Source organism: Brevibacillus massiliensis, from assembly GCF_000311785.1.
In the GTDB taxonomy this organism is placed as follows: domain Bacteria; phylum Bacillota; class Bacilli; order Brevibacillales; family Brevibacillaceae; genus Brevibacillus_C; species Brevibacillus_C massiliensis.
Genome location: NZ_HE978539.1, coordinates 136795 through 153007, shown reverse-complemented (window position 1 = coordinate 153007; position 16213 = coordinate 136795). Strand labels below are relative to the sequence as shown.

The window sequence follows — 16213 nt, the reverse complement described above, 5'->3', positions numbered from 1 at the left end:
AAAAAAAACGAAGCATTTTCCTAAAAAAACGCTTCGGTTGGAAAGTTCTTCCGTTGTTTTTTCGCTGCTAACGGATCAAACCTATCTTCTGCAATCCGTAGCTGATCCCCCCGTTGTTTACATGCCTTGTCGTCATGTCGGCAAACGATTTGACCTCTTCATGAGCGTTGCCCATCGCTATGCCCATCCCGACAAAATTCAGCATCTCCCTGTCATTCAGCCCGTCGCCGAAAGCGACCGCATCGGCTGCAGAGAGTCCCAGGTGGTCCAGCAGCGCTTCAATCCCTTTTGCCTTCGAGCCTTGCGCTGGCAATACGTCCAATGCGTACGGATACCAGCGGATAAACGAGACGTCGGGGAACATGCCTACATACTTGGACTCTTCATGTTCCTGACAGTACAGGAAGGCCTGGTAGATGCTGCGGCCCTGCCAAAAATCAGCCTGACAGTCGGGCGGGTCCAGGCTCAAATAGTGGAATGATTCGATCACTAGCGGATGCTGCTCGCTGTTGGCGTAACATTCGCTCTCACTTAAATAGACGAGCGGATGTCCGTGCTCCTTCGCGGTTTTTTCCAAACGGGACAAGCTCTCTTGCCTGAGGCAGTTGGCGTAAACGACCTCCCCTTTGCAGACCACATAGGAACCGTTGAAGCTCACATAGGTGTCAATCTCCAGTTCCGAAGCGATCGGTGCCAGATGATAGGGCGATCTGCCTGTGGCGATCGCCACCTGGATTCCCTGCTCTTTCAAGCATCTGACCGCCTCTTTTGTATCTGCGGGAATCCGGTTCTCTTTGTTTAACAAGGTTCCGTCAATGTCAAAAAATACGATTTTGTACGACATTGTCTCTCCCCCTCTCCCAAGCATAATCTTACTCAATTCCCTCGACAAAAAAAAGCCATCATTGACAGATGACTGGACGAAACGGCTCCATTGTTGGATAATTCCCCTAGAAAAGACTTTTTCGCCGATTCGGAAAAACCATTCGGATATGGAGATGAAATTCATGAGCAAACACTACGACGTGATCGTTGTAGGAGCCGGATCGATGGGGATGGCCGCCGGTTATTTCCTGGCAAAACAGGGCAAAAGCACGCTGCTCATCGACGCATACGACCCGCCGCACACGATGGGCAGCCATCACGGCGACACCCGAATCATCCGGCATGCCTACGGAGAAGGGGCACAGTACGTTCCGCTCGTATTGAGAGCCCAGCAGCTATGGAATGAACTGGAGCAGGAATCTGGGGAGTCGCTGTTCCAGCAGACGGGAGTGCTCTGCGCCGAAGAACCGGGGTGTACTTTTGTACGCGGCGTCATCGAAAGCGCGCGGCAATACTCACTGCCGATTGAAGTGCTGGACGCGGAGGAAATCCGCTACCGCTGGAAGGGCATCACCGTGCCGGATGGATTTACCGGATGTTTCGAGCAGTCTTCCGGTGTGCTGTTTAGTGAAAAGTGCCTGTCGGCTTACCGTAAATTGGCTGTCCAGTACGGGGCCGAACTGCTCCCGTATGCAGCCGTGCAGCAAATCGAGCTTCATCCGACCGGAGCGGCCGTCCGCGCGAATGGAACGGCATACCACGGGGATGCCCTGGTGCTCAGTGCCGGCGCCTGGATGAAGCAGATCCTCGCTTCCCTGGACCTTGAGCTTGCCCTTCAGCCCACCCGAAAGGCCGTCGCCTGGTTCGAGGCAGACGAAACACTCTACAACCCGGAGGTTTTTCCCGCCTTTTCCTTCAACTTGCAGGGAGAAGACTACTACGGCTTTCCCAGCTTTGCGGGGACGGGCTTGAAGATTGGACGGCATGACGGAGGTCAGCAGACAGATCCCAATCAGGTCAATCGCGAATTTGGAGCGCATCCGGAAGACGAAGGAGATGTGCGCAGCTTCCTGCAAAGGTACATGCCGCAGGCTGCCGGTCCCTTGAAGCAGGGCAAGATCTGTCTCTACACGCTCACTCCCGACAAGCACTTTATCATTGACCGGCACCCGTTATACCCGCATGTCGTGCTTGCCGCGGGCTTCTCCGGACACGGGTTCAAATTCGCCAGCGCCGTCGGAGAGATAGCCAGCCAGCTGATCGCCGCGGGAGTGACGCCGCTGGATATTTCCATGTTTTCCGTCAGCCGGTTTGCTGCCAGTAAGCCGTGAGAGAGTAAAAATCCAAGGCACCGCCGCATGGTGCCTTGGTTGCTGTTTAATATCCTTCCTTTTCCCACTCTAGGAAGCCGCCGGTCAGGTTTAACACCCGGCTGATGCCGTTTGCCTGCAAAATACTGGCGGCGATGGCCGATCGCGCACCCGAGCGGCAGTGAAGCAAAATCGGCTTGTCAGTCGGTATTTCGGCAATCCTGTCAGGAAGCGTTCCCAGCATGATGTGCCGTGCTTGGGGGATACGTCCTTCGTGCCACTCGCTCTCGTTTCGGACGTCGATTACGTGCACATCGTTCGTCCTGACCCGGCCCGCGATCTCGGCAGGGGCGACCTCGTCATAGGTTTCCAGCGGCAAGCCGGCTTCCCGGTACTTGCCGATGATGGCGGCATCGATATAGCCGGCTACATTGTCGATTCCGACAGCGCGCAAATCCCGCAGGATGCCGGTCAGACGGCCGGGATCCGCCAACAGGTAAAGCGGCCGCTCGTAGTCGATCAGCCAGCCGGCCCAATTGGGAAAGGATTTATTGTGCGGGATATTGATGGTGCCGGCGATGTGTCCCTTGGCAAAATGGCTGCTGGCCCGCGTATCGAGGATGGCTTTCCCCCGCCCGAGCAGCGCTTCCACCGCCCGCGGAGCACACTCGACCTCCTCCGGAACAGGCAAGCTTGAAAGCAGTGCCGGACCTGCCTTATTCACCTGTTTCATCCTCGCGAAGTACTTCGGAGGCTCCGGCTGCCCCGCCAGCAAGGCCCTGCCAAAAGATTCTTCATCGGTACAGGACAGCGCCCAATTAAACATCTTTTCGTAGCCTACGGTAGAGGAAGGGACCGCCCCCAGCGCTTTGCCGCAGGCGCTTCCCGCGCCATGTGCAGGCCATACCTGCAGATAATCGGGCAGTTCCTTAAACCGCTGCAGCGACGCGTACATCTGCCTGGCTCCGGCCCTGGAAGCCCCTGCAACCCCTACGGCCCGCTCCAGCAAGTCAGGCCGTCCCACATCGCCGACAAAGACGAAATCTCCGGTAAAGATCCCCATTGGACGGTCAGCCCCGCCTCCGCGGTCTGTCACGACAAGCGAGATGCTCTCCGGCGTGTGTCCCGGTGTATGCATCACTTCAAACGAGATTTTCCCGATCCGAAAGAGATTGCCGTCCCGCAGCAGCCGATGCTTCTCCCCGTCAGCGTACAGGTACCGCCACTCGCTTCCCCCTTCGTTCGAAAGGTACAGAACCGCCCCGTGCTCCTCCATCAATTCGCGCGCTCCCGAAACAAAATCGGCGTGAATATGCGTTTCCGCGGCAGCCACAACCCGCAGGCCTTCCGCTTTGGCGACTGCGAGATACGGGGCAACATCCCGGGACGGATCGATGACGATCGCCTCACCCGCAGCCTGACAGCCGATCAAATAAGAGGCGTGAGCCAATTTTTCGTCGTAAAAATAGCGCAGCAACATGAGAACTTCCTCCCCGCCATACACTTTTACTCCTAACTTACGGTGCGGGGTATTCCATCAGTACACTATTTTCCAGCCGGCTTACAGTCCATTTTCGATATGGGGAATCTGCCAGTCGATCGGCGTGCTCCCGATCTTTTGCAAAAAGTGATTGGCCGCGGAAAAGGGCTTGCTGCCGAAAAAACCTTTGCGGGCCGAGAACGGGCTGGGATGGGCCGATGACAGGATACAATGCCGGTTTTCGTCGATCAACGGCCTCTTTTCCTGGGCATGGTTGCCCCAGAGGATAAACACCGCCGGCTTTTCGCGGCGATTGACGAGCTGGATGATCCGGTCAGTCAGGTTCTCCCAGCCTATTCCTTTATGGGAATTGGGGCTGCCCGCGCGCACGGTCAGAACGGTGTTCAACAGCAGCACGCCTTGCTCGGCCCACTTTACCAGATAGCCGTTATTCGGGATGTAACACCCCAGATCGTCCTGCAGTTCTTTGTAGATATTTTTCAGCGAAGGAGGGATTTTCGCCCCGGGCTTGACCGAGAAGCTGAGTCCGTGAGCTTGTCCGGGCCCGTGGTACGGATCCTGTCCCAAAATGACGACCTTGGTATCGGCATAGGAAGTCAGCCTTAATGCCGTAAAGAGCTCGTCCCGTTCAGGATAGACGACCTCATGGCGATATTGCTCATCCAAAAACCGCTGCAGCCGTACGTAATAGTCTGCTTGAAAGTCCGCTTCCAGCAAGGTCTCCCAATCGTTTCCCAATCTTGTCATCTCTCGTTTACACACTCCATCCTAGGTAATTGACGCGCTTCACTGATTTGATTGTACCTGAGTTTGGGCGCGTTTCGGCACATTTTTGGGAAAAACCGCGGAAGAGAAAGACGGCACACCATCCCGCCTGTAAAAATCTGCTTGCAAAAATGCAGACGCCGCATATAATTAAAATTACAAAATGAGTGAGTACTCACTTTTATTTAGTTTCAAGGAGGGAATTCTCATGTTCTCCCACAGTCTTCGCATCATCACGCTGCTCTCTTTACTGCTGGTCACTGCCTGTTCTCCTGACAGCGACTGGGCGATGTCGGGCACCATCGAGGCGGATGAACTCCCGATCGCAGCCGAAACCGGCGGAAAAGTCATCACGCTGCTTGCGGATGAAGGGGCCTCGGTAAAACAGGGCCAGATCATCGCCAAAATCGATGACAGCACCTTGCGCTTGCAGGTAGAAGAGGCCAAAGCCAGCCTGGAACAGGCCACGGCAAAGCTGGAAGAAGCCAAGGCCGGCACGCGCGACCAAAGCCTGCGCCAGGGAGCGGCGCAAGTGCAGCAAGCCGAGGCAAATGTCGCCCAGACAGAGGCCCGCTTTCGCCAGGCGAAGGCCAATTACCAACGGGCAGCGGAACAGCTGCAGCAGGCGAATGCCCAGTTGGAAGGGGCAAAACGGACCCTTGCCTACCAGCAGGCCAGGCAGGACGAGATAGCCCGGCTGTTCCAGAATGGTGCGGCCACGAAGCGAGATTACGAAGCGCAGCAAGAAGCAGTCAGCCAGGCCCGGACACAGGTGGAACAGCTCACGGCTCAGGTATCGGCGGCCCGGTCCCAGACCGACAGCGCCAAAAGCGAGATGGATGCAGCCCAGGCACAGATCGGAATGGCCCGGTCGCAAGCAACTGACGCCGCGGCCCGGCTGGATTTGCTGCAGGAAGGAAGCACCAGCTACACCTTAAAGGCGCTGCTAGCCGCCCAGACCCAGGCCAGAGCGAGGCTGGGAATCGCCGAATTGCAGGCAGAGCAGGCAAATATTACGGCCCCGCATGACGGTGTCATCCTGCGCAAAAACATTTCCCAAGGCGAAGTGGTAAAACCGGGCTCCACCCTGTTTACGATGATGAAAACCGACTCCCTCAAGCTGAAAGTCTACATTCCCGAAGCCGAGCTCGGCTTGGTCAAGGCTGGCCAGCCAGTCGAAGTCCAGGTTGACGCCTACCCCGGCGAACGGTTTGCCGGTACAGTCAGCTTTATCTCTGACAAAGCGGAATTCACCCCGAAGCACATCGAGACGCGAGACGAGCGCACCAAGATGGTATTCGCCGTTACCATCACGTTAAAAGACGGACTGGACCGATTGAAGCCCGGTATGCCGGCAGACGTCTTCCTCAGCGAAGGAGGACGAGAAAAGTGAGCTGCGCCATCCAATGCAAAAATTTGACCAAAAAATTCCATAACCGCATCGCCGTCAACGATTTAACCCTTTCGATCAAAAAAGGCTCGATCTACGGCTTTCTCGGTCCCAACGGCTCCGGAAAATCGACGACGATCCGGATGCTCTGCGGCCTCTTGGTCCCCACCTCCGGCTCGGGCACCGTCCTGGGCTTCGATGTCACGAAGGAAAGCGAGTCGATCAAGCAGCGAATCGGCTACATGTCGCAGAAATTCAGCCTCTACGAAGACTTGACGGTAGAGGAAAACCTGCAATTTTACGCGGGTGTCTATGGTATAGCAGGCCGGGAATTAAAGCAGCGAAAGGCAGATCTGATCGAAATGGCCGGGCTGACCGGTCGGGAAAAGCAGCTTGCCGGCTCGCTTTCCGGCGGCTGGAAACAGCGCCTCGCCCTCTCCTGCGCCCTGCTTCACCGCCCGGAACTGCTCATCCTGGATGAACCGACCGCCGGAGTCGATCCCGTCTCGCGCCGGATCTTTTGGGATGTGATCCACGACCTGGCCAGACAGGGGATTACGATTCTCGTTACCACCCACTACATGGATGAAGCAGAGACCTGTGATGAGATTGGCTTTATCTTCTTTGGCAATTTGCTGACCCACGGAACGCCGAAGTCGCTCATCTCCGAGATGAACGCAGACAACCTGGAAGATGTGTTCATCACGCTGGTGCAGCAGCAGGAAGCGGCTCAAGCAGAGCTGGGTCAAAAGGTGGGAAGAAAATGAAGCACTTCAGCCTCTCCCGCTACCGGGCCATCGTCAGGAAAGAACTGATCCAGATCAGGCGGGACAAACCCAGCATGGCCATTGCGCTTATCCTTCCGTTTATGATGCTGTTTTTATTTGGCTACGCGATCAACACGGATGTCGACGAGATTGCCACCTCGGTCTGGGACCAGAGCCAGACGGCCCAAAGCCGCGAACTCGTCGCCAATTTTACCAATACGGAAATCTTTCGGACCGTATCCTATGTAAGCAGTTACGCAGAAATGGAGAAGCTGATTGACAACGGCAGTGTCCACGTGGGCCTGGTCATCCCGCCCGATTACGCCAAACAGCTTGACAGAGGCGAACCGGCCGCCGTCCAGCTCTTGATCGACGGCTCCGATCCGAATATCGCCAGAACAGCCGCCGCCAACGCACAGCTGATCGTCCAGCAAAAAGCGATTGCCATCCAGGAAAAAAACCTGCAAAAAGAAGGGGTCTGGAAGCTGGAACAGCCGCTGCAAGCCGAGACGCGGGTCCTGTTCAATCCGGAGATGAAGAGCATCGTCTTCAACATCCCGGGGCTGATCGGTTTGATTATGCAGAACGTCACGATGATCCTGACAGCCTTCTCACTCGTTCGGGAAAAAGAGCGCGGTACGATGGAGCAGCTAAACGTGACGCCGATTCGCCCGATTGAACTCTTGACCGGAAAAATAACACCCTACGTCTTCATCGGTTCGTTTTCCTTTTCCATCGTCCTGTTGTTTGGCACACTCTGGTTCGGGGTGCCGATCAAGGGGAGTTTGCCGCTGTTGTTCGTCCTGTCCGTCTTGTTTTTGATCACGACGCTGACGCTTGGCATTTTTATCTCGACCGTGGCCAAGACACAGCTGCAGGCGATGCAGGTCTCCTTTGCCCTGATCCTGCCGAGCGTGCTGTTGTCCGGCTTTATGTTTCCGCGCGAAACGATGCCGCTCGTGATAAAATGGTTGGGTGGGCTTGTTCCACTCACGTATTTTTTGGAAATTTTACGCGGTATTTTTCTGAAAGGAGTCGGCCTCGCCGCCCTTTGGAAGGATACTTTGGGCATGGTGATATTTTCCTGTCTGATCATTACAATTGCCATACTGCGTTTCCGCAAGCAGTTGGACTAGAAAGGAAGGAACGAAAAGAGCGATGAACGAGAGTGGTTTTGAAGAAGTCCTGCAGACATTTCTTGAAGAGATCAAACGGGAAGACAAGATGACGGAAAAGCAGCGCAGAATCCTGGAGGCGTCGATCAAGCTTTTTGCCGAAAAGGGCTTTCACGCCAGTTCGACAAGCGAAATTGCCAAAGAAGCAGGCGTGGCGGAGGGAACCATCTTCCGGCACTATAAATCGAAAAAGGATATACTCATTGCCGTCGTTGCCCCCGCCATCACCAAGATAGCCGTACCCTTTATTCTAAAGGACGTACGGAAGATCCTCGCCGACAACAGCAATCGGTCGTTTGCCGACGTATTGGCTCGGCTCTACAAAAACCGGCTGGAATTGATCGCGGCCAATGAGAAGCACTTTCGCATTCTGCTGCAGGAAGCCTTTTTCCACGAAGAGCTGCGCCAAGCCCTGCTGAACACGGTCGCCACGGAAATGAAACAGCTCGCCAGGCAGTTCGTCCTTCAGAGGATCGATGCCGGCGAGCTGCGGCCGCTGCCGCCTGAAGTCATCTTTCGCGTGATCTTTTCCTTGATATTGGGGCTTGTTACCTTCAAATACACGGTTGGCCAGGAAGAATACCGCATACTGGATGAAGATGAGCAGGTCGCGCTGACGGTGGATATTCTGATGAACGGAATAGCCAAACGGCCGGAGCACGAGTGAGTCGGCATCCCGCCCGGCCGACATCACCCGGTATACTCTTCCAGTCGGCGAATGCGGTCATCCAGATCGGGATGGCTGGCGAACAGGCCGAGGAAACCGCTCCTTTTGCCGTTGATCTTGAGCGCTGCGACCGATTGCTGGTCGGTATCGATCAAATGAACCGTATGCTGCAGCGAACGCAGCGCATGGATCATCTGCTCCCTTCCGGCCAGCCGGGCGCCGCCGGCGTCGGCACGGTATTCGCGGTAGCGCGAGTAAGCCATCACCACAATGCTGCCCAAGATGGAAAACAGGATATCGAAGACAATCACGGCGATAATGTGGACCAAGGGCGCAGTCTCCTCCCGCACAAAACGGGAGGCGACGAGTGCGCACAGGCGCGATAGAAAGACAACAAAGGTGTTGATAACCCCCTGCAGCAGGGTCATTGTCACCATGTCGCCATTAGCGATATGGGCCACTTCATGAGCGATGACCCCGCGAATCGCACTGTCATCCAGCCGATCCAGCAGCCCTTGTGACACGGCTACCAGTGAACGGTTTCTGGTCGGGCCGGTCGCGAATGCATTTACCTCTGGCGAGTTGTAGATGCCCACCTCCGGCATGACGCGAAGTCCCGCCTGACGGGACAGACGATGGACCTCTTCCAGCAGCTCACGCTCCGGCGAATGCAAATACCCGTTGGTTTTGAGCACACGCACACCCAGCATCCACTTTGCCATCACCCTGGAGAGGGCCAGGGAGATGAGCGCTCCGGTAAATCCGACCACGGCACTAAAGCCGAGCAAAGCCCTGTAATCAATGCCCTTCGCGGTGATATAGCCGCGCACCCCAAGCAAGCTGGTCACAATGCCAATCGTAACAATGACGAGAATGTTGACCAGCACAAATAAACCAATCCTCTTCAGCATGCCAGTCTCCTTTCGTTTCTTAACAGAAGTTCCGCCTATCCTTCAGTCTGACCAACTGACGATAAATTTCTACAATCTCGTCCAATTTTATTCTGACCAGCCCGCTGGACGAAGGAGCGACGAATTCACACACGCCGGGGACAACGGGCATCTCCTGAACTCCCCAGCCCACGCCTTTTCGGCCGCTGTATTGTTCGTACACTCCTTTGCCAACGAAACAGACGATCTTTGGGCGGTACTGCTCGATTTTTTTCTTCAGTTTTTCCCGGCCCGCGGCGTACTCTTCCCTGGATATTTCTGCCGCGTTTCGCGTCGGCCGCTCGACGATGTTGGTAAAACCGTAGCCGATGGCGAGCAGGTCCTGGTCCTCCTGCGGGCTGTACAGACGCGGTGTCAACCCGGATTGGTACAGGATCTTCCAAAACCGGTTGTGCGGATTCGCATAGTGATGCCCCGTCTCGCCTGATTTTACGCTGGGATTAAATCCGACGAACAAGATATCCAGGTTGCAGGCGAGATGGTCGGGTATGGGTTGCAAATGGGATCACCGTTCCTTTACGGATGAAAGATACATCAGCCAGCCATATGATTGACGGTACCTTTCGGATAGATGACATTGATGTGGTTGATGTAAGGATCAGGCTCTTTGGCGCCAGGCTCCGGTAAAACGATTTTCAGTTCGTATGCGGGACTCACCTTGTAGACGTAGATAGCCTCGCCGCCAGCCTTGTTGATGCTTGCCGGATTGCCCAACATCTTCTTTACCTGGGACAGGCGGAGCTCCTGCAAACGCAGGTCGTATGAACGAATTTCCGCGGTCTGCATCCCCTTGTTATAACCGAATACGACGCCGTGCTTTTGATATACGGCATAGGTTAAACCGTTTACGTAATCGGATTGGTCCGGTTTTCCCCACTTCTCTTCTACTGCCGCAGAGTCCGACGTCTCCAGGGCAAATTCGGAATTGACTACTCTTCCTTCTTTTGCGAGTTCCTCCGTAGTCCGTACCAGTTCCTCTCCATTGGTATTCGCCATCAGGTTGACAGTTCCCTGCGGATACAGCACGCTTACGTGGTCGAGGTGAGGATCCGGGGTCTGTTTCGAAACGGCGGGTAAGACAACGCGCAGCTGGTACTTTTCGCTGGCGTTGTATACATAGACAGTCTGGTTGGTATTGCTGGTGATCCGGTCCGGCTCGCCTAATGCCTGTTTCACCTGGGACAATGTAATATCCTTTACTCTCGGGTCGTAGGAACGAATCTCCGTAATCTGCATTCCCTTGTTGTAGCCAAGATCCACCCCATGCTTTGCGTAGGAACCGTAGCTCAGGCCGTTTGTGTAGTAGGTTTGGTTGGGCTCACCCCACTTTTCTTCGAGAGTGTCGTACATCCCGGTCTCCACTCCGAAGTCTGTATTGATCGCTTTCCCTTGGCGGGCGAGTTCCAGCATGTTTTTCAGCAGGGTTTGACCGGCATCCTGCTCCCCCGACGGGAACGCGACAGGCAGTTCCTTTTCTTCAGCCGGTGTTCCCTGGCTGCCTGCCGGCGGTTTGACAGGCAAGGAAATCTCTTCGTCGGAATGTACCCAATACGTTCCCAGCCAAAACGCCCCCGCCAAGGCGGTACAGACGGCCAGCCCTTTTCCCAAAGCGGCAAACCGATGATGAACCTTTTCGCGCCCGCTCCATTTGCTTTCGCTCTCTCTCAACCTGGCGAGCATCTCTTTTTGCCGCTGCGGATCCAGCTTGATGTCGGGAAGGCTGGACAATTTCTCCAGTGTCTCGCGGTCAGGATTATACGACATTGTTGATCATCCCCTTCGTCTGTTTTTCTACTTTGCTTTTCAGTGCCTTGACCGCCCGGTGCAGCGTGGTATTCACCTTGGATTCGCTCCATTGCAAGATGATCGCCGTCTCTTTCGGCGACAATCCCTTGATCCCCCGCAGGATCAGCACTTCTCGATAAGCCGGCTTCATCTGCTGCAGCGCTTCGTACAGCTCGCGTTTCTCTTCATGTAGATTCAGGATCTCTTCCGGAGTCTTCTCCACCGTCTTGACGTTTTGCAGCAGACTCTCGGGAAGCCAGCTCAAGAGCCGCCTTTTTCGCCCGTAATCAATCGCCGCATTGCGGGCAATCGTCAGCAGCCACGTTTTGGGATTGGCTCTTCCCTCATATGTGTCAAACGCTTTTATCGCTTTGATAAAGACTTCTTGTACGAGATCCTCCACGTCCTTGTTTCCGGTATAGTAAACAAGGAATTTGTACACGTCGTTGCTGTAGCGTACAAACCACTGTTCGATCTGCTCTTTTCTATCCAAGTTTTTCCTCCACCTTTGTCGGTATGTATAGAGTTAGACGCAGCAGCTCCCCTCTGATTACACTTTTTTACGATTTGTTCTGCCCAACCCTTTGTTGCTTTACTCTAAAGGGGGCAATTGATCTGAGAATAGTCATTGTGATCCTTACGATTGAAGCCGTATTTAAGGCTCCCTACGGTACAAAAAAACAGTTATCACCCGGGACTTGCCCGTGATAACTGTTTTTTGGTGTCTTTTATGGCGTGCTCCACTTGTTTGTCTTCGCAGGCGGCTGATAATGGTGCAGCCGCTCCAGCAGTCTGGCCGGCTCGCTTTCGCAAATCAGCAGTTCCGTGTGGGTAGCAGGGATAAAGCCGGCATCCACGGCGGTTTTGACCATTTCCATCAAGGGGGTATAATACCCTGCCGTGTTGAGCAGGCCAACCGGCTTGCTGTGGATCCCCAGCTGCCCCCAGCTCACCACTTCGAATACTTCCTCAAATGTGCCGTATCCGCCCGGCAGAGCGACAAAAGCGTCTGCCAGCTCCCCCATTTTCGCTTTCCGTTCGTGCATGTCTTTTACCTCATACAGTTCCGTCAAGCCGGTATGGACCATCTCTCCGCGAAACAGCCCTGTCGGCATCACGCCGATCGCCTTTCCCCCGCGCTCCAGCACCGTATTGGCGATGCAGCCCATCAACCCGGCATTGGAACCGCCGTAGACCAACTCCAAACCGCGAGCCGCCAGCTCAATGCCCAGCGCTTTTGCCATCTGTTCAAATTGGGGATTTACTCCGCGGTTCGAACCCGCGAACACACATATCCGTTTCATACAGCTCTTTCCTCTCTTTCTTGCTCATCCGCTTGTTTCATGCGGTTGAAGATCGTCGATTGTTTATGAAGAAAGTCTTTTCGTTGCCGAGTCACTTTCCGATGGGCTTTTGCCACTTTCCGTTTGGCCCTCTCCCGGTTCCTTGATCCTTTTTGTTTGCGCGAAAGTCGCCGTTGATACCATTTCAGCCGTTTTTCCGCTTTTCGCAAATACCGCGGATTCTCAATCATTGTTTCATCGGAAAGGGCCGCGAATAGAGAAGGAACACTGAATGGTTGTTATTATCCAGTTTCATTACCATAACTCTCTTTCTTTTATCTACTACTGTGTATTTTATCAGAAAATATTCCGCCATTCATCCCCCACCTAAGAGGTGGAAGACTTCAGGCGCGAGCAGGTTAAAATTTTTCTATCCCCCTGTATTTGCCTCCTTTACCAAGAACGCTTCGGGATCAGGATAAATGGCGCAAACCGCTGCCTGCTGTCAGGAGCGGGTTTGCCGTATCGAGACGATGTGCAAATCGATGTTTCGCGACTGCCTCAATAGTTTATTGATAATCGAACCTTTGATCAGTTCCTCTCACCTGCTGCGGGCGGAGTGGCCCAGGACGATTTGCGTCATGTGAAATCGTTCGGCGGTATCGATGATGATCTGCGCAGTCTTTCGGCTTCGGGCTTCTTCTACTATTATATGTGCGCCAAACTGTTGGGCCAGCTTTTGCCAACGGGCGATGTTCTTTTGCTGCTCGCTGTCCAGCTTCTCGACGGGCAGCGGGACGACCGTCATGACGTAGAGCTCCGCCTTTAATCGACAGGCGATTCGCCGAAAAGCCCCAGGTCGCGTCCTTCGGTATACTGCTCCACCAGCGCTTCCAGCTTGTCTTTCGAGACTCCCGTCACGTTGCTGATTCGGTCGATCTGCACTCTGGCCGCTTGCGGCGTGATGTGCGGGTCAAGCGGAGGTCATCGTGATGACCGCCATCTGCGAGAACAGCGACAAACCTGTTTCCCCGCTGTAGTGCTGCAGGTTGGTATTGGTCAAAAAGCTGACCACCGTATTGAACGCCTAGGTCGGCTCCATGCTGCCCATGCCGTTCGGATTGAGCGGCAGTAGATTTTGCAGCCGCAGGATCAGGTAACTGATACCGACAAGGACCGCGTTCGTCAACAGCAGGCTGAACGCGTACCGCTTCCATGTCATGCCGGCCCTCTCCCGCAAACCGGCGATTCGATAAATCAGCTTTTCAAATGCCCATGTCCATCCCCCGATTGGTTAAAATTTTTCAGGATGCAGCAGTGCGTAAATCAAGTAGACAAAAACCCCTGCGGCAAAAACGGCCACGATGATCATGCCTCCCCGCCCCCATTCCCTTCCGCTCCGCGTCCGCACCATGCGGCCAATCCGCAAAACAACAGATACATTCCGCCAAGCAGCAGGAGCATGCATACATCTATCATTCGAGTGCCTCCTTACGTCTTCAACAAGTAAGCCTGTCAAAACGTCCCTGTTTTCAGGCACAAAAAAGAAGCCTGCGGAAGAGGACCTCTTCTCGCGGCTTCTCGCACACGGCAAAGCAAACCGTGTCAAAGCACGACAATCGTTGCCTCTCTCGATACGCTTACGAGGTTAGCTGTCGGATTCGGGCGGTGAGAGTCGCCCTACTTGAAGCAGGACCTCATGGCGGCCCGTGCTGCAAGATTCACCCCTTGTGATGCCCTCCCGCTCTCACACGAGAAAAGTCCTCACGGTTGGTTCCCCCGCTTTCCATAACGGAAACTCAGCGAATAGAATGGAAACTTTTATTTGGTTGAATTGAATATTACGCCTGAGCCTCAGGCTTCGCAATGGCTTATTTCGTCAAAAAACAGATGCTCTATCGCCAAGATAATGCAAAAAAACGCGAAAGGACCCGTCCGGTCCAGACGAGCCCTTGTCATCTTGTATCTCTTCCTTACACCTTGAATTTGCCGACTAACGCCCGCAGTTCTTCCGCCATCCGTGCCAGGGAAGCCGCCGAGGAAGATACTTCCTCCACGGTTGCCAACTGCTCTTCGGCGGACGCCGATACCGTTTGCGAGCTTGCAGCGACCAGTTTTGAGCCTTCGGAGATTTCATTGGCCGCACGCACAACCTGTTCGGTGCTGGCCGCCACCTGCTGCGATGCGGCGGATATTTGCTGAATCTGGCTGGTGACTTCATCGACGTACCCTTTGATTTCGCCAAACCTCCTGCCGGCGCTATATACAGCCTGCCTTCCTTCGCTTGCCTCTGCGATTCCTCGCTCCATCCTCTCGACCGTATCCTGCGTATTTTGTTGAATACTGTCGATCATCTGCGTGACCCGGCTGGCCGACTCTGCTGACTGCTCCGCCAATTTGCGAACTTCGTCCGCGACGATTGCAAAGCCGCGTCCGTGCTCGCCGGCTCGCGCCGCTTCTATCGCCGCATTCAGCGCCAAAAGATTGGTCTGCGTGGCAATTTCCGACATCACGTCTACGATCAGGCCCACTTCCTTGGAATACTCCCCCATCTCCTGAACCGCCTTGGCCAATTGTTGTATCGTGCTCTCCAGAGAGTCCATCTGCTTGACGGCCACTTGAACCGCTTGATTTCCCTCCAGCGATTTTTCCGCGGCCTGAAGCGACAGCGCGGCGGTGCGCTGCGTGTTCTCTGCGATTTGTTGGATCCCAATCGACATCTGATTGATTGCCTGAACGCTTTCATCCGCCCCCCGTGCTTGTCTGTCAGCACTGACCACGATTTCCTGAATGGATGAGCTGATCGTCTCCGCTGAGCAGCTCGTCTGTTCGGCACTGGCCGACAGCTCTTCTGAGGATGCAGCCACACTTTCGGCACTCAGGTTTATTTGGCTGATCAGGCCGCGAAGGTTTGCGGCCATTTGATTAAAGGACACGGCCAGCTGGCCAATTTCGTCGTTGTTTTTCACCGCCAGATCCTCTTTCGTCAAATCGCCTGATGCGACCAGCTCGGCGGCTGCCGCGATCCGCATGATTGGTTTGGAGATCATGCGGGACATAAAAAACCCGATAAGCAGCGCCAACACAAGAGTGCTCATGCTTAGAAAAACCATGCTGCTGATGGAAGTGTCAACCGCTTTCGTATTTTCGCTGCTGCCTTCTTCCATTAGCTGCTGCTGTCTGGTGGCAATCTCATCTGCCACTGGCTCCAACTGTCTCCCGAGGGGCAGCACTTCTTTGGTAAAGAGGTCTACGATTTGATTCCGATCTTCGTTCTGGCTAGCCAATTTCAGCAGATCAGTATACTTCGCCTTAAATTGTTGGTTAAGATTTTCCAGTTCTTGGAGCTTTTTCAGATCCTCATCCGCCTGAACCAACTTTCGGGTATCGCTGATAAGCTGATTCAACTGGTTGTGATACTTTTCCATACTGTCCAGAAACTGCTGGTCCTCCGTCAAAAGATAGCCGCGCAAGCTGTTGGACTGTTTTGCCGCCTGGACCTGCATCTGATACGAATTTGCCACAATGACGGCCCGCCTGTTCAGCAGATCTGTGTAAGACTCATCCAATTTAGTCAAAAAGTAGTAAGCAATGCCCGCTGTCACAGCAAGCAGCAGGGCTATGAGAAAAAAGGCCCCCGTTAATTTTTTGCCGATGGTAAGTTTCAAAACTAGACACCCTTTCGAAAGTTTATGTTTTGAAAAGCTGTATTCGTGAAATTGCAAGAGTCCTTTTAGCCACCACCCCATCCTTTTCCAAGAAAAATTTCATATTTTTCTACACGGTTTCAGCTTA

Annotated in this window: 17 protein-coding genes, 2 pseudogenes and 1 riboswitch; of the genes and pseudogenes, 5 read left to right on the top strand and 14 right to left on the bottom strand. The window is 54.3% G+C overall.

Annotation, left to right across the window (positions count from 1 at the left end; all coding sequences use genetic code 11):
• Positions 1 to 67: 67 nt before the first annotated feature.
• Positions 68 to 844, bottom strand: coding sequence for a Cof-type HAD-IIB family hydrolase (locus tag HGBM_RS11600; RefSeq protein ID WP_019121272.1), 777 nt, complete (start codon positions 842 to 844; stop codon positions 68 to 70).
• Between the two features lie 163 nt (positions 845 to 1007).
• Here HGBM_RS11600 and solA point away from each other — a divergent pair, with 163 nt between their 5' ends.
• A complete protein-coding gene (gene solA, locus HGBM_RS11595; protein WP_019121271.1) occupies positions 1008 to 2156 on the top strand; it encodes an N-methyl-L-tryptophan oxidase in 1149 nt (382 codons plus the stop codon).
• 46 nt (positions 2157 to 2202) lie between these two features.
• Here the strand turns inward: solA and HGBM_RS11590 are convergent, their stop codons facing one another.
• Both HGBM_RS11590 and HGBM_RS11585 read right to left on the bottom strand, forming a co-directional pair.
• Positions 2203 to 3615, bottom strand: a complete 1413-nt coding sequence (locus HGBM_RS11590; protein ID WP_019121270.1) for an MBL fold metallo-hydrolase — start codon at positions 3613 to 3615, stop codon at positions 2203 to 2205.
• Positions 3616 to 3696: 81 nt separating this feature from the next.
• Positions 3697 to 4383 carry a uracil-DNA glycosylase gene (locus HGBM_RS11585; RefSeq protein WP_019121269.1) on the bottom strand — a complete coding sequence of 229 codons (687 nt, stop codon included), beginning with the start codon at positions 4381 to 4383 and terminating at the stop codon, positions 3697 to 3699.
• Between the two features lie 226 nt (positions 4384 to 4609).
• Between HGBM_RS11585 and HGBM_RS11580 the strand changes: the two genes are divergently transcribed.
• Genes HGBM_RS11580 through HGBM_RS11565 form a run of 4 tightly spaced genes read left to right on the top strand, consistent with a single transcriptional unit; the run spans position 4610 to position 8400 of the window.
• On the top strand, positions 4610 to 5794 hold the full coding sequence (locus tag HGBM_RS11580; protein WP_019121268.1) for an HlyD family secretion protein: 1185 nt from the start codon (positions 4610 to 4612) through the stop codon (positions 5792 to 5794).
• Positions 5791 to 6558 carry an ABC transporter ATP-binding protein gene (locus HGBM_RS11575; protein WP_019121267.1) on the top strand — a complete coding sequence of 256 codons (768 nt, stop codon included), beginning with the start codon at positions 5791 to 5793 and terminating at the stop codon, positions 6556 to 6558. The genes HGBM_RS11580 and HGBM_RS11575 overlap by 4 nt, the downstream gene beginning before the upstream one ends.
• Positions 6555 to 7694, top strand: coding sequence for an ABC transporter permease (locus tag HGBM_RS11570; protein ID WP_019121266.1), 1140 nt, complete (start codon positions 6555 to 6557; stop codon positions 7692 to 7694). Before HGBM_RS11575 ends, HGBM_RS11570 begins: the two co-directional genes overlap by 4 nt.
• Positions 7695 to 7716: 22 nt before the next feature.
• The gene (locus HGBM_RS11565) at positions 7717 to 8400 is read left to right on the top strand and encodes a TetR/AcrR family transcriptional regulator (RefSeq protein WP_019121265.1); all 684 of its coding nucleotides are present in this window, start codon (positions 7717 to 7719) and stop codon (positions 8398 to 8400) included.
• A 23-nt stretch (positions 8401 to 8423) separates the two neighbouring features.
• On the opposite strand, the gene htpX is transcribed toward HGBM_RS11565, so the two are convergent.
• The 11 genes and pseudogenes from htpX to HGBM_RS11500 form a co-directional block, all read right to left on the bottom strand.
• Positions 8424 to 9311: a protease HtpX gene (gene htpX / locus HGBM_RS11560; protein WP_019121264.1), complete on the bottom strand. Its 888-nt coding sequence runs from the start codon at positions 9309 to 9311 to the stop codon at positions 8424 to 8426.
• A 19-nt stretch (positions 9312 to 9330) separates the two neighbouring features.
• Positions 9331 to 9849, bottom strand: a complete 519-nt coding sequence (mug, locus tag HGBM_RS11555; protein WP_019121263.1) for a G/U mismatch-specific DNA glycosylase — start codon at positions 9847 to 9849, stop codon at positions 9331 to 9333.
• Between the two features lie 35 nt (positions 9850 to 9884).
• Positions 9885 to 11114, bottom strand: coding sequence for a YjgB family protein (locus tag HGBM_RS28895; RefSeq protein ID WP_019121262.1), 1230 nt, complete (start codon positions 11112 to 11114; stop codon positions 9885 to 9887).
• Positions 11104 to 11628: an RNA polymerase sigma factor gene (locus HGBM_RS11545; protein WP_019121261.1), complete on the bottom strand. Its 525-nt coding sequence runs from the start codon at positions 11626 to 11628 to the stop codon at positions 11104 to 11106. Before HGBM_RS11545 ends, HGBM_RS28895 begins: the two co-directional genes overlap by 11 nt.
• 235 nt (positions 11629 to 11863) lie before the next feature.
• Positions 11864 to 12439, bottom strand: a complete 576-nt coding sequence (locus tag HGBM_RS11540; RefSeq protein WP_019121260.1) for an LOG family protein — start codon at positions 12437 to 12439, stop codon at positions 11864 to 11866.
• Positions 12436 to 12681, bottom strand: a pseudogene (locus HGBM_RS11535) (transposase); the annotation flags it as partial. The gene HGBM_RS11540 and the pseudogene HGBM_RS11535, both read right to left, overlap by 4 nt.
• A gap of 338 nt (positions 12682 to 13019) precedes the next feature.
• A complete protein-coding gene (locus HGBM_RS11525) occupies positions 13020 to 13226 on the bottom strand; it encodes an adenine nucleotide alpha hydrolase family protein (RefSeq protein ID WP_019121257.1) in 207 nt (68 codons plus the stop codon).
• A gap of 17 nt (positions 13227 to 13243) precedes the next feature.
• Positions 13244 to 13363 (bottom strand): potassium-transporting ATPase subunit C, encoded by a 120-nt coding sequence (locus tag HGBM_RS29555; protein ID WP_019121256.1) that lies wholly within the window; start codon positions 13361 to 13363, stop codon positions 13244 to 13246.
• Positions 13364 to 13403: 40 nt separating this feature from the next.
• Positions 13404 to 13685 (bottom strand): annotated as a pseudogene (locus HGBM_RS29550) (potassium-transporting ATPase subunit KdpA); the annotation flags it as partial.
• Positions 13686 to 13712: 27 nt separating this feature from the next.
• Positions 13713 to 13790: a K(+)-transporting ATPase subunit F gene (gene kdpF, locus HGBM_RS29545; RefSeq protein ID WP_245552961.1), complete on the bottom strand. Its 78-nt coding sequence runs from the start codon at positions 13788 to 13790 to the stop codon at positions 13713 to 13715.
• A 249-nt stretch (positions 13791 to 14039) separates the two neighbouring features.
• A riboswitch (cyclic di-AMP (ydaO/yuaA leader) is annotated at positions 14040 to 14233 on the bottom strand.
• 158 nt (positions 14234 to 14391) lie between these two features.
• Positions 14392 to 16086: a methyl-accepting chemotaxis protein gene (locus HGBM_RS11500; RefSeq protein WP_019121252.1), complete on the bottom strand. Its 1695-nt coding sequence runs from the start codon at positions 16084 to 16086 to the stop codon at positions 14392 to 14394.
• Positions 16087 to 16213: the final 127 nt, after the last annotated feature.

Coding starts and splice junctions, on each gene's coding strand:
- HGBM_RS11600 (WP_019121272.1), bottom strand. CDS start 844: ATGTCGTACAAAATCGTATTTTTTGACATTGACGGAACCTTGTTAAAC.
- solA (WP_019121271.1), top strand. CDS start 1,008: ATGAGCAAACACTACGACGTGATCGTTGTAGGAGCCGGATCGATGGGG.
- HGBM_RS11590 (WP_019121270.1), bottom strand. CDS start 3,615: ATGTTGCTGCGCTATTTTTACGACGAAAAATTGGCTCACGCCTCTTAT.
- HGBM_RS11585 (WP_019121269.1), bottom strand. CDS start 4,383: ATGACAAGATTGGGAAACGATTGGGAGACCTTGCTGGAAGCGGACTTT.
- HGBM_RS11580 (WP_019121268.1), top strand. CDS start 4,610: ATGTTCTCCCACAGTCTTCGCATCATCACGCTGCTCTCTTTACTGCTG.
- HGBM_RS11570 (WP_019121266.1), top strand. CDS start 6,555: ATGAAGCACTTCAGCCTCTCCCGCTACCGGGCCATCGTCAGGAAAGAA.
- HGBM_RS11565 (WP_019121265.1), top strand. CDS start 7,717: ATGAACGAGAGTGGTTTTGAAGAAGTCCTGCAGACATTTCTTGAAGAG.
- htpX (WP_019121264.1), bottom strand. CDS start 9,311: ATGCTGAAGAGGATTGGTTTATTTGTGCTGGTCAACATTCTCGTCATT.
- HGBM_RS28895 (WP_019121262.1), bottom strand. CDS start 11,114: ATGTCGTATAATCCTGACCGCGAGACACTGGAGAAATTGTCCAGCCTT.
- HGBM_RS11540 (WP_019121260.1), bottom strand. CDS start 12,439: ATGAAACGGATATGTGTGTTCGCGGGTTCGAACCGCGGAGTAAATCCC.
- HGBM_RS11525 (WP_019121257.1), bottom strand. CDS start 13,226: ATGACGGTCGTCCCGCTGCCCGTCGAGAAGCTGGACAGCGAGCAGCAA.
- kdpF (WP_245552961.1), bottom strand. CDS start 13,790: ATGATCATCGTGGCCGTTTTTGCCGCAGGGGTTTTTGTCTACTTGATT.